Annotated in this window: 13 protein-coding genes and 1 other RNA gene; 5 read left to right on the top strand and 9 right to left on the bottom strand. The window is 40.5% G+C overall.

Annotation, left to right across the window (positions count from 1 at the left end; genetic code table 11):
• The first annotated feature begins 10 nt into the window (after window positions 1–10).
• From VUI23_RS16060 to VUI23_RS16050, 3 genes are all read left to right on the top strand, one after another.
• Window positions 11–841, top strand: a complete 831-nt coding sequence (locus VUI23_RS16060; protein WP_342804997.1) for an HDOD domain-containing protein — start codon at window positions 11–13, stop codon at window positions 839–841.
• Between the two features lie 182 nt (window positions 842–1,023).
• Window positions 1,024–1,827 carry a DUF481 domain-containing protein gene (locus VUI23_RS16055; protein ID WP_342804996.1) on the top strand — a complete coding sequence of 268 codons (804 nt, stop codon included), beginning with the start codon at window positions 1,024–1,026 and terminating at the stop codon, window positions 1,825–1,827.
• Between the two features lie 144 nt (window positions 1,828–1,971).
• Window positions 1,972–2,739, top strand: coding sequence for a DUF481 domain-containing protein (locus VUI23_RS16050; RefSeq protein WP_216047198.1), 768 nt, complete (start codon window positions 1,972–1,974; stop codon window positions 2,737–2,739).
• Between the two features lie 70 nt (window positions 2,740–2,809).
• Here the strand turns inward: VUI23_RS16050 and VUI23_RS16045 are convergent, their stop codons facing one another.
• From VUI23_RS16045 to ssrS, 9 genes are all read right to left on the bottom strand, one after another.
• Window positions 2,810–3,943, bottom strand: coding sequence for a hypothetical protein (locus tag VUI23_RS16045; protein ID WP_342804995.1), 1,134 nt, complete (start codon window positions 3,941–3,943; stop codon window positions 2,810–2,812).
• A gap of 146 nt (window positions 3,944–4,089) precedes the next feature.
• Window positions 4,090–4,734 (bottom strand): methylamine utilization protein, encoded by a 645-nt coding sequence (locus tag VUI23_RS16040; protein ID WP_342804994.1) that lies wholly within the window; start codon window positions 4,732–4,734, stop codon window positions 4,090–4,092.
• A gap of 232 nt (window positions 4,735–4,966) precedes the next feature.
• A complete protein-coding gene (gene serA / locus VUI23_RS16035) occupies window positions 4,967–6,196 on the bottom strand; it encodes a phosphoglycerate dehydrogenase (protein ID WP_216047196.1) in 1,230 nt (409 codons plus the stop codon).
• A 124-nt stretch (window positions 6,197–6,320) separates the two neighbouring features.
• Window positions 6,321–6,977 carry a ribose-5-phosphate isomerase RpiA gene (rpiA, locus tag VUI23_RS16030; protein WP_216047195.1) on the bottom strand — a complete coding sequence of 219 codons (657 nt, stop codon included), beginning with the start codon at window positions 6,975–6,977 and terminating at the stop codon, window positions 6,321–6,323.
• 120 nt (window positions 6,978–7,097) lie between these two features.
• Window positions 7,098–7,682, bottom strand: coding sequence for a 5-formyltetrahydrofolate cyclo-ligase (locus tag VUI23_RS16025; protein WP_342804993.1), 585 nt, complete (start codon window positions 7,680–7,682; stop codon window positions 7,098–7,100).
• 224 nt (window positions 7,683–7,906) lie between these two features.
• The gene (locus tag VUI23_RS16020) at window positions 7,907–8,848 is read right to left on the bottom strand and encodes a nucleoside hydrolase (RefSeq protein ID WP_303501334.1); all 942 of its coding nucleotides are present in this window, start codon (window positions 8,846–8,848) and stop codon (window positions 7,907–7,909) included.
• Between the two features lie 30 nt (window positions 8,849–8,878).
• Complete coding sequence (locus VUI23_RS16015; protein ID WP_216047192.1) at window positions 8,879–9,775, bottom strand: ribokinase; 897 nt, start codon at window positions 9,773–9,775, stop codon at window positions 8,879–8,881.
• A 171-nt stretch (window positions 9,776–9,946) separates the two neighbouring features.
• A complete protein-coding gene (locus VUI23_RS16010) occupies window positions 9,947–10,372 on the bottom strand; it encodes a hypothetical protein (RefSeq protein ID WP_342804992.1) in 426 nt (141 codons plus the stop codon).
• Between the two features lie 264 nt (window positions 10,373–10,636).
• Window positions 10,637–10,818, bottom strand: a non-coding RNA gene (ssrS, locus tag VUI23_RS16005) — 6S RNA.
• A gap of 241 nt (window positions 10,819–11,059) precedes the next feature.
• Here ssrS and VUI23_RS16000 point away from each other — a divergent pair.
• Window positions 11,060–11,629 (top strand): UPF0149 family protein, encoded by a 570-nt coding sequence (locus VUI23_RS16000; RefSeq protein WP_216047189.1) that lies wholly within the window; start codon window positions 11,060–11,062, stop codon window positions 11,627–11,629.
• Window positions 11,629–12,948, top strand: a complete 1,320-nt coding sequence (pepP, locus tag VUI23_RS15995) for a Xaa-Pro aminopeptidase (protein ID WP_342804991.1) — start codon at window positions 11,629–11,631, stop codon at window positions 12,946–12,948. The genes VUI23_RS16000 and pepP overlap by 1 nt, the downstream gene beginning before the upstream one ends.

Here is a 12,948-nt window from a genome sequence, read left to right as displayed (position 1 = left end):
ATTCGTATTTATGCAAGCAATTGATTACGCAAAAAAAGCTAGCACCTCATTTGCCCTGCCAGACATTTGTCTGCGTATTCGGCAAATGTTAGATGATCATCAATCAGACGTCGAAGATATCGGAAACCTTGTTAGCTTAGATCCATCACTTGCATCCAAATTACTTAAATTAGCCAATAGTCCATTGTTTAGATTCCGCTCTCAGGTCGATAACATTGGTAAAGCAGTAAACATACTAGGTGGCGAAGCACTATATAATTTAGTTATGGCTGAAACTGCGAAAGATGCATTCGACTCTTTGAGTGATGAAAATGTGGATCTGAAGCGATTTTGGAAACAGAGTTTATTCACTGGTTTAGTGGCTAAGCATTTAGCCAAATTAGCGCGAGTTAGAGGTTCTGAACGGTTCTTTTTGTTGGGTTTACTGCATAATTTAGCAGAATTGGTGGTGACGAAAGAGAGTCCTGAGTTAGCTGCTAAATGTATTCCAGCAGATCACGCAACAGTGCCATTTGCGCTGCAAAAAAATATACTCGGATTTACTTATCCACAATGTAGCTCAACGATTTTGCAACTTTGGCAACTGCCGACGCAAATTTCATTGCCCATCATGCATATCACCGATGAAGATTATGCTATGGGTAACAAAGAGGTCGCTATTATGCATGTGGCTGCCATTGCAGGATATATGCTGGCGACGAACTTCCCAGGAAACCTGCCTGAAACAATTAATCCAGCGATCTTAGCAAGTGTAGATTTGGATGTTGAAGTACTTGTTGATGCTATCACTTTCAGTAAGCAGGAAATAAACCAAATGATGTCTATCTTCAGTCCTTACTAACTCGCTAGCATTAAACATCGTCGAGCTTGTCGCTAAAAGCAGACATATCTTTGATATGCAATGTAGGAACGGGTTGAAAGTAGCATTTGTTTGATTTTTAATCTATTTTAGTGCTGCATATTGTTACGTTATTATATACAATGTCGCAAAAATAGAACAAATTCTAATTTAGATCGGTTTATATGAAGTTAATTTGCGCCACCATTTGCCTTTTCATCAGTTTTTCCAGTTGTGCACGCACTGATGTAATTCGAGCACTTTTTCTCGCTGATGCACCTTTTCATGGTGATGCGACTGCTGAACATCACGACTCTTTCACCATGAACGGTGAGTTCGGAGTTATCTATGCCGATGGAAATACCACAGGTACTACGGTTACCGGTAAGTTAAATGCTAAACAAGATCTGCTTAAATGGCATCACCGTTACGTGGCAAAAGTACTGTATAAACAAAACGAACAAGTTATTGATGAAAATAGTGAATTAGTTACCAGCGCACAGAATGTTTTCGTTTCAATGCAATCAGATTTTAAATTAAAAAATCCCACTAACCGTCTATTCATGTACGGTGAATACGAAGATGATCGATTTAATTCATATCGTTACCAAGCCGCTTTAGCTGTGGGTTATACAGAGCAATTATGGTCTGATAAAGAGAGTGAGTTTACCTACAGTGTCGGGCCAGGGTATGCGCGCTCGATTGCCAAAGAAAATACTGATGTGTTAGATCAAACTGGTGTTATAATCCGCGCGGCAATGGAATACGAGAAAAAATTCAATGATATGGCAACGTTCAGGCAATATTTAAGCACTGAAACCGACGATGAGTTTTCACGCTCTTTTTCGGAAACTTCTTTGGCGGCAAAAATTAATGGTTCTTTGGCTATGAAGTTGTCTTTTAATATGACCCATAATCGTTCACCTCAAGAGTTGGACGAACCACTAGATACTCAAACTTCCGTCACATTGGTATATCAGTTTTTTTAATTGAATTGCTAAAAATAACCATGAATCAGCAACTTGGTACATTTTGTGTTTACCAACTTGGTGGTTTGAAACGTTTCAAACAATATTCAGTAAAACAATAATAATATCAGCTGTTTTTATTTTAATTAAAATCAGGAAAGTCGAATGAAAAAATCAGTTTTATGTTCAGTTATATTTTGCGCCCTAGCAGCAAATGTAAGCGCAGAAGAAACTAAACCTTTTACCATGGATGGCGAGTTTGGCTTAATCGTCACTTCTGGTAATACTGAAACTACTTCCGTTAAAGGTAAGTTGTCTGCTCACCAAGAACTAGAAGAATGGAGTAACGACTTCATTATTGAAGGGTTATACAAAAAAGACCAAGTAACAGTTGATGAAGAAACTGTTACACAAACCACGGCACAGAAGTGGTTCGTATCTGGTCAGGCTAACTATAAACTAGAAAACCCAGACCATCGTTTATTTGGTTTTGGTTCTTACGAAGATGACCGTTTTAGCAGTTATGATTATCAATCTACCGTCGCTGTAGGTTGGAACCAAAAATTGTGGGCAGACGAAACGTCGTCATTTGAATACAGTATCGGTCCTGGTTATTCTTATTCTAAGACTCAGAGCACTGAAGACGCGGATGGAAATTTTGTCGCGGGTGAGACTGAGAAAGGTCTGATTGTACGTGGTGCATTAGATTATCAGTGGAAAATCTCAGATACCGCTACTTTTAAACAGTTGTTATCAACAGAAGTTGGTGAAGATAATACAAAATCTAAATCTGTGACGTCGTTATCTGCAGCAATAAATGGTTCTTTGTCTATGAAGTTCAGTGTGACTTTGGATCATAACTCTGGTGCATCTGATGATACTGAAAAACTAGATACACAAACTGCAGTCACTTTGGTTTATACCTTTTTCTAATCCCTGCTTGTTTGATATTTGCTTGAAGCCGGCTTTTTACGCCGGCTTTTTTATGTTTTACGCAAGGCGTTTACCAACGAAATTGCGCCACCAATAGAGTTTGCTGCTGATTTGCATCTATCGGAAGGTCTAATTGGGCTCTGTTTTGTGCTGTATTCTTGTTGAAATGCTGCTCTATACCTAACTGCCAATTTTCATCAATATCGTAGCGCCAAGCTAAAGTTAGCCCGTAGCCATCACTGTTATTCATGTCGGTGGGGAAAACATCATCTTCAGATACCATAAACCTGTCATAACGCAGGCTTATTCGGTGCTGTGATACTGTATGGCTAAGCATTAAATACCAAGCATCAAAATCCACGTAAACATACTTAACGCCCATTACAGTACTGCCGGTCATAATTTGGCTAATCAGGCGTGTATTGGCGTCTAATTTATGTTGCATGGAAAACGAATGGAATTTAGTGCGCCAACCATAAAGTCGTTGACTGTTAACCGCTAACGGATCAGCTTGATTATCGTAATAATAATAACGAAAGCTTGATTGGTTGAAATAGCTCAGATGCAAGCCTGTATAAAACCCCCAACGTCGGTCTAGTTCATGGAAAGGTTCTACATAGTCAGGATGAAATATAAAGTCAGTATCAATCACCGTCGGGTAGGCTGCAAAGTTGACTCTGTCATTGTTAAGAGACTGTCGGTCGTGCATCGCAAAGCCGCGCCAACTTATTAAGGTACCAAGAGGATCATTACCTTTGAAAGTCGCCGCAACAATCTCCCACGTCCAAGGGCTTCTTCTTGCTCTGCCAGGGCTATAAAATGATAGCTCTAGACCTAGCGTTCGCATTTCTTCTCCTACCCAGCTATTGATTGCCGATTGGGTATAGGTGTAGGGAGATAGCCAGCCTGCATCGACATTTTCCAATGACAAGCGTGGGTAGAAAAAGCCAGCTCGCCCTTTGAGTTTGATTTTTTCAGGGCTTAAAGGTTTATAGTTTAAAAACGCTTGAGAAAACCCGAAATGTTGTTCACCGTCAGCATAATAATTAGCCACGGCATCTACACTTACGCTGGAGGTTATGTCTAAATTTGTGTGCAACAGAGCTTGTTGAATACCTAATTTACTTTCATCGTGACGAAGAATACCGGTTCCTTGATGTTGGTACGATTGCCAACTGTCAGCATCAGCAAGGTAAATTTGCATTAGGCCGCCAATCTGATTTGCCACGGCTGGTGTTACAACACTTATACATACCAGCAAGCTAAACACAAAGTTGGCAATCAACGTTTTGCACAAAAGGTAATTTTTAACTATCAATAGCAAAGTTCCATGTTGATTAGCATTGCACTCTATTCGTAATCGGTTAGTTTATCTGCTTGTTGCTCATAAAAACTAAGGTCTTGTAATAGCTTTTCTTTTAGAGAAAAGCGCGCACTAGTTGGAGCATCAACATTAATCATTTGGGTCAAAGCGTCGAAATCATCTTGAATTCTAGGATGCCAAATTTTGACTTTGTAATGACCTTTAGGAACGTCTATTGTTACTTTTCCATCTTGACTGGTTTTTGCAAAATAAGGCGTATCTACCACCCAAATATAAGCAAGCATCCAATCATGAACATTACAACCGAGTTCTACTTCACCTTGATTCTCAAACAGCAATGGGTCGGCGTTTGATCCTTTATACAACTTTAATTCAAATTGTTTAGCTGGAGAAAAGGAGTAAACATGGTGTTTGATTGAATCAGAATTAGGAAATACTACTTTACTGCCTTTTTGAACCGCTAAAATGTGTGGCATAAATTGACGGTCTACTTGATCCATGACCGCAATATCTTTGCTAATTTCAGCAACCGCAACATCGTCTTCAGGCTCTAGGTAAACGACAGTTTGGAAAACAGGGGTATTGTTATGACTCACAACGTCAATTGTTACCGGTATCGCGAACGCTTTAAGGCTAACAAACACAGTGCAAACCCAGAATATCTTATGCATCTAAGTACTTCCCAAATCTCGTTGGCATTATAATTAATACCAGTAGAACGAGTTTTTAACCAATAAATTTCTTATTAATATACCTTGTTATGGGCAAGGTTACATTTTAATTGATGGCTTGATTGGTTGTTCAGTTATGAGGGGCAAATGAAACCCGTTTAAGGTGACGTTGAATGGCGCATAAAATAAACAGCACTTCCCGATAGAGTGGCTATCGGGAAGTGTTAAACGATTAGTGTAAAATACGAGTTTTAATTGTCCCGTCGATTTTAGTGAGTTGCTCAAATGCTTCTTTCGCATCGTCTGTCTCAACGTCAATTACCACATAACCAATATTTTCATTTGTTTGTAGATATTGTGCAGCGATATTAATGTTGTGAGCTGCAAATGCTTGGTTGATCTGAGTTAAAACACCAGGCGCATTGACGTGGATGTGTAACAAACGAGAACGATTTATATGTGATGGCAAGGATACTTCAGGGAAGTTAACCGCTGAAAGCGTCGACCCGTTGTCACTGTATTTGGCCAATTTACCCGCAACTTCAATACCGATATTTTGTTGTGCTTCTTGGGTACTTCCACCTACGTGAGGAGTAAGGATCACGTTATCAAATTTTCTCAAAGGCGAAACAAACTCTTCGTCATTTGATTTTGGCTCTACTGGGAAAACATCAATAGCAGCGCCGTTCAACTTGCCTGATTCCATGGCTTCTGCCAATGCATCAATATCAATTACGGTGCCTCTGGCAGCATTCATTAAGATAGCGCCATCTTTCATCATCGCCAGTTCTTTTTTGCCAATCATATTTTGCGTCTGTTCAGTTTCAGGCACATGCAAAGAAACAACATCTGAAGTACTGAGTAATTGCTTAAGGGTTTTAACTTGAGTTGAGTTACCCAAAACCAATTTATCTTCTATATCAAAAAACTGGACTCGCATACCTAAGTGCTCTGCCAAGATGCTTAGCTGAGTACCAATGTGGCCATAACCAATAATACCTAAGGTTTTGCCTCGCGCTTCATATGATCCTACTGCGCTTTTTTCCCATACACCGCGATGGGCTTTGGCATTTTTACTTGGTACACCACGAAGTAATAAAATGATTTGGCCTAGGGCCAACTCTGCAACTGAACGGGTGTTAGAGAAGGGCGCATTGAACACGGGAATACCGCGTTTTTGTGTTGCTTTAAGGTCGACTTGATTAGTACCAATACAAAAACAACCAACCGCTACGAGTTTTTGCGCAGCATCTATAACATTTGCAGTGAGCTGTGTACGAGAACGAATACCAATAAAGTGAACATCTGCAATCTTTTCGATTAACTCTTCTTCCGATAACGACGTCTTAATATATTCAATATTGGTATAGCCATTGGCTTCAAGGGTTTCCACTGAACTTTGGTGTAAACCCTCAAGCAACAATATCTTAATTTTTTCTTTGGGCAGTGATACTTTGCTCATTAATGTTCCCGTACATGATCGTTAGTTAAAGATATCTGGATTAAGAGACATCTGGACGTCTATTTGAATGTGAAAAATACCAGAACTTTTTCAAATAAGAAAGAGCCTGTTATATTTATTTGGTCTAATCAATCTCAATTACTTCGGTGTCTGTGGCGACTAATACGATATCTGCTGCACGCATGGCGAACAGTCCATTGGTGACAACCCCTGGAATCTGATTAATTTGTTTTTCCAATTCAACTGGATTAAGAATTTTTAAATTGTGCACATCAAGAATGACATTACCATTGTCGGTAATCACACCTTGACGGTATTCAGGATCGCCACCTAATTTTACTAATTCTCGGGCAACAAACGAACGTGCCATCGGGATTACCTCAACTGGCAATGGAAAGGCACCTAAAACCGGCACTTGTTTGCTGTCATCAATAATACAGACAAACTTTTTAGCTACAGCGGCCACAATTTTTTCTCTTGTTAACGCTGCACCACCGCCTTTGATCATATGTTTATGTTTGGTTATTTCATCTGCCCCATCAACATAAATGTCAAAATTGTCTACTGAGTTGAGATCAAACACTTCGATTCCCATTGCCTTCAGTTTTGCCGTTGAATCATCAGAGCTAGAAACCGCACCTTTAATCTTATGTTTTACTTTTTCCAGTGCGCTTATAAAATAATGCACGGTTGATCCCGTGCCTACACCAATAACACTATCGTCAGTAACAAATTTGATCGCGGCTTCGGCAGCGGCTCGTTTTTTTTCATCTTGAGTCATGTTTGATCCTATTAATTGGCAATGTTAAATACATTCAAAAAATCTGCGCAGAGTATACCGCACTTAGCTCCTACGCGGCTACAAACACTGATTTAAAGCGATATCTTGATTTGAGGTTATTTAGGTTGAAATTACGCGACTGGGGGTGACTATTTTGTGGACCGGAATATCCCAACTTTCGGTGCTTAAATTGGACGCTTGCTGACAGTCATGGGCGTATCCAATAAGCTGCGGTTTTACCGGAGAGGAGGTTATTTCAGCAAGTGTTCTATCATAAAATCCACCGCCCATACCCAACCTATTGCCAGTTTCATCAAACGCGACTAAAGGTAAAAATATACAATCGAGTTGTGGCACTGCTTTAACTTGTGATGATGAGATAACTGGTTCAGGAATATTAAATCGATTTTTACGCATTTTAGTATCCGCAGCATATCGAATAAATATTAGATAATTCTCACGGGATGGATCTAAAACAGGTAAATAGGTTGTTTTACCATTTTGCCAACACCAATCAATAATGTCGGTACAAGACAACTCTCCGTCTTGGTCAAGGTAAAGTGCAATGTGATTGGCATGCTCCAGTATTTGGTGTTTGATAACAGTCTGAAGCGCGTCTCGACTAGCTAGTTTTTGTTGCTCTGCAGATAGGTTGCGGCGCAATTGACGAAATTGTTTACGTAAATGGGATTTGTTTTCTAACAACGCAAAGATACCTTTGAAAACACAGATTAAGCACAACAATATCTGTTCAGTATACCAATAACTCGGTTCTTTTCTATCAGCTTGGTGAGTAAATTTTAGGATTAAATTTAGTTAAATGATGAGACACAGGTGAAGTTGTGTATTCAGAGCTCAGAATCGATAAATTAGGCGTTTAAAACGAAAATGGTAACCTTAATTACCATTTTCGATAGGGGATATTGTGATTACAGCGAGTAGGTGTCGATGTACAATTTACGCAGTCGATCATGATCAACTTTGGTGGCAACGTCGATTTGCTGGGCGTCTAACCAAAGAGGACTGGCAGTACTACCTTCTGGTGCTACTGTTGTCTGTCCGCGGTTAAGTGGATCAGTGGAAACCCTGGCATGACCACGAGTAAATTCAAATAAACTGGGGTCTACTAAATAAGCCAGTGGCATCGCATCATGGAAGAAACAAACACGGTCGTCTCTATCTTGTGAATAAAAGTCCACGTAGAACTGAGATGACTTTTTGACGAATCCACCCAGCTTAGGGTTTTTGATTTCTAATTCATCAAGAAAATCTAACGTGAAAGGCACATCATTAGTCACATCCAAACCAAACATTTTCAGATCCCATGGCGCTGCAAACACTATCTCAGCGGCATGCGCATCGTTCCATATGTTAGCTTCAGCTACAGGAGTCACATTACCCTTCACAAACGCAGCGCCACCCATAATGACCACACCTTTTACCAAGTTGGGGAGTTCAGGTTCTAAACGCAATGCTAAGGCCAGATTACCTAGCGGGCCAATTGCCACTAAGGTGATTTCACCTGGATGTTGACGAGCCATATCGACAATATATTGGGCTGAGCTGCGAGGATCGAGTTCGCGCTTTGAAGATGGAAAATCGATATTGCCAAAACCATCATCACCGTGCACAAAATGTGCGTAACCTGACTCAGGACCAACCCAAGGCATACCCACACCCTTGGTTACTGGAATGTCTTGATCAGCTAATTCACATAACGTGAGTGCATTTTGAGCCGACATAGTAACAGGTACGTTTCCGTATACTGTGGTTAATCCCAATACCTCGATATCAGGAGATTGAAAGGCAAAAAATATTGCCATTGCGTCATCAATACCTGGATCGGTATCGAGAATTATTTTATGAGCCATATAATCGTTCTCTTTAATGATAAATTGTGGTTAAGCTTGATGCTGACTGAGGAAAAGATCAACCTCTTCAGTATTCGGAATTGATTGGGCAGCGCCACTACGTGTCACTGCTATTGCTGAAGCTGCGCACGCGCGCACTAACGCATCCTTGGGTTTATGACGTCGACTGTATGCCGCTAGAAAATAACCAATAAACGTATCACCAGCTGCGGTCGTATCTACTGTTTCAACCGAGAATGCAGGAACTGTGATGGTTTCTTCAGCCAATACAAATCGCACTCCTTGTTTACCTAAGGTAATTAATACCTCTGCATGGGACCATTCGCGACGGAAATATTCTTCCATTTGATCAATATCGTCGACTCCGCTAATTGCAGCTGCTTCCACTTCATTAACAATCAGTAGATCGATACAGTCATGGGGGAGCTGTTTCACTGAATCAGTCATTGGCGCTGGATTAAAAGCCACTTTTAACCCTAACTTTTTAGCCTCTTGAAACACAATGTCTATGGAGCTTGTTTCATTTTGAGTTAGTACCCAAGCAGATTCATCAGCGCCATCAAGGGCTTTGAGAACATCCTGATTTTCAATTTCAAGGTTCGCGCCACCAAATAAAACAATGGCATTTTCACCTGAAGAGGCCACTTGAATTATTGCATGGCCAGTAGGGGAGTCGGTGCACTGCACATATTTGCAGTCAACACCTTGTTTAATCATTGCTTGCTTAAAATGGGCGTCATGTTCGTTAATTTTTCCCACATGCCTAACATCGGAACCCGCTTTCGCTAGTGCAATTGACTGGTTTGCTCCCTTGCCGCCTAATAATTGTTGATAATCTGTTGAGGATAAGGTTTCACCGGGTTGAACAAAATGATCGACCTGATAAACATGATCAATATTGATTGAACCGAAATTAATAACAGCCATAAAAGTTCCAATTTAGCGCTATGAGATTACAAAGAAATGCGTTTGTACCATAAGTTAACGCTAAAAAGAACAGTTTAACCTGACCATTTGGTCAACTTTGACGGCCTAAAGGTTATTTTTTAACTATTGATAACTTATTGCTGAAAATTTCTGCACTTCGAGATTGCTAGGCTATCGAGAAAAGATAGACGCAATTTTGTCGAATAAACCTTGAGTTTCCACAAATGGTTGCTCGTTAGCTTGAAACAAACGAACAGATATAGTCGCACCGTGTCCCCAGGGCCACCAAGACAGCATTAAGTCATTTTGCCCATTGTCATCTTTGGTAAGCAATTGTTGTTTTTTCTCGAGAATGCCGAAAAATCCTGCGCGGTGTTTGAGAAACGGATTGGCTTTTTTAAACTGCTTCTTATCCCAAATATGGGGAAAATGTTTTTTGGCTATTGAATAAACGTGCTGTGCATGGTCCACGGAAAACTCAGCCAGAAGACAGCCAAAATGCTCGTCCCACTTCCATTCGATTTGATGGTCTAGGTCTTCAAAAAATTCAGGACAAGCTTCACGCATTGCCTGTTGTTCAGTCGGTGGCACTTTCATCACATTATTATTCTTTTCAACGTTAATTTTAAAAGTTTAGTGGTTTTCACTAAGAAACTGCTAGCGCACTGTATCGGCCAATTCCCTGTGTGCCTGAAGTATTTTGTATAACGCCTGTTTTCCGTCCAATCAACAGTATTAGAATAACCTGCAATTTATGAACCGACAACTTTTATATTCTTATAAAACAATGGGTTGTGAATTTTGGAGGGGGCATAAAAAAGCGAGGTGTCAAATAAATTGACACCTCGCCCTATGAAATTAGAATCTCCCAAAATGCCGCTGTTCGGTGTGGGCCCGTGAACCGAAAGTTCAGGGCGGAAACATCATCACTACCGTAGGCGTCTTGATACTAGCCAAGCTTGCACAATAGTAGTGGAATCAATTTCCAGGTTAAATAGCATCGGCCAGGGACAAAACTGAACTGGCAAACATCCCAGGAGAATTACGAATTTTAGCATAGCGGCGCTAAAATAAAATCGAAAACTGGTAATTCATTTTTAGTTGCTTATAAACTGCACTAAGTGGCGAAATTTCAACACAGTCACCGCTATCAAAATGACAAAGCTTTACTAAAGCCTCATCATGCTCTAGGCAGGCACCTTTGGTAGTGATACGATCTCAAAGCCCTATCTTGTGTCAGTTCTTGAGTGGAAATGGCACTAATGGAAAATAAAGGAAACAAAATTGAATCCATCGCATTTAAATTATGAAGAGTTGTCTACTTTATTGGAACAGCACAATATTCTCACTGATGCATCTGAAGTACATGGCATTTTTTGCGGTATGTTATCGGGTGGAATGGCGTTAGAAAGTCAGGAATGGTCAGTTGCGCTTAATGATTCAATAAATCAAGGTGACGCTTTACCTAATGAGGTTCAAGTGCAATTAACCGCGCTTTACAATGATACCTGCCAACAGTTATTAGAAACCGATTTCACTTTAACCTTATGTATGCCCGATGACTCAGCTCCAATTAACGAAAGAGGCAAAGCATTAATCAATTGGATTCAAGGTTTTATGTTGGGGTTTGGTTTGCACCAAGCTGATTTAACTGCCTGTTCTGCCGACGTGAAAGAAGCGTTAGAAGATTTCTATGAGATTTCTCGTATGGACGAAACCATGCCAGAAAATGAGGAAGCAGAAAAAGCCTTGTTCGAAGTCATCGAATACGTTCGAGTTTCTTGCATGTTATGTTTCAACGAATTGGGTCATTCAGCTGACCAAGCACAAACTGAACCTAAGACGGTACATTGATGTCATCAGAATTAATTAAAGAGTGCACTAAACGCCGACAAATTTTACGTGAGCGAATGTTGCCAAACAGTATTGCCGTCATACCTGCAGCAAACATGGTAACCCGCAGCAATGATACTGAGTTTCCTTTTCGCCAAGACAGTGATTTTCATTATTTGTCAGGCTTTCCAGAAGCCGATGCCTATTTAGTGATTAGTAATAGTCCATTAATGGGCGATGTATTCAGCGCTTTATTTTGTTTACCTAAAGATGAATTAGCAGAAATTTGGCAAGGTAGACGGATTGGAGCTGAGGCGGCACCAGCTGATTATGAAGTCGACATAGCTCACCCCCTAGACGATATCCTAGTAGGTTTAACAAGTTACCTAAATGGTCACGAAAATCTGTATTTCGCTCGCGGTCATCATGGCCCTAGTGATGCGTTAATGGATGAAGTACTCGTCAACTTACGCAATGCGCCAAAACAATCGAAAATCGCTCCTAGTTGCGAATTCGATATTCGCATACTGCTACATGAAATGCGCCTATTTAAATCTGACTTTGAAATTTCAATTATGCGCCAAGCTGCCGAAATTTCTTGTGATGCGCATATCGCCGCAATGAAATTCAGCGAAGTGGGCAAAAATGAATTTCATTTAGAAGCCACGATTCATCACCATTTTGCCATGCATGGTGCAAAGTCACCTGCTTACTCAACTATTGTTGGTAGCGGCGACAATGGGTGTATTTTGCATTACACCGAAAATAATTGTGAGCTACAAGACAATACCTTAGTGCTGATCGATGCCGGTGCTGAATTGCAAGGATATGCAGCGGACATTACTCGCACGTTTCCGGTAAATGGTCGATTTAGCGAACCACAAAAAGCGTTATATCAACTGGTGTTGGATGCACAATTGGCGTCTTTTGCCTTGTTTAAACCTGGAAGTACCTTCAAAGCCGCATCTGATAAAGCCATTGAAGTCCTCACGAGGGGACTAATTGAATTGGGATTGTTGAGTGGTGACTTAGAAGACAACATTGAACAACAAAATTACCGTCAGTTCTTCATGCATGGACTTGGACATTGGCTTGGCTTGGATGTACATGATGTGGGTAACTATAAAGTGGCAGGTGCAGATCGGGAGTTTGAACCTGGCATGGTTATGACTGTTGAACCTGGTTTGTATGTGTCTGAAACGGCTGAGGTTGATCCTAAATGGAAAGGCATTGGTATTCGTATTGAAGATAATATTGTGATTACCGAAGATGGGTATGAAGTGTTAACCGATAAAGTGCCAAAGACCATTGCAGATATTGAAAATTTGATGGCGAACTAG

Origin of the sequence: Alteromonas sp. M12, from assembly GCF_037478005.1 — a bacterium.
Taxonomy (GTDB): domain Bacteria; phylum Pseudomonadota; class Gammaproteobacteria; order Enterobacterales; family Alteromonadaceae; genus Aliiglaciecola; species Aliiglaciecola lipolytica_A.
The sequence above is the reverse complement of the archived record's forward strand: the minus strand, read 5'-3'. Positions and strand labels throughout refer to the sequence as shown.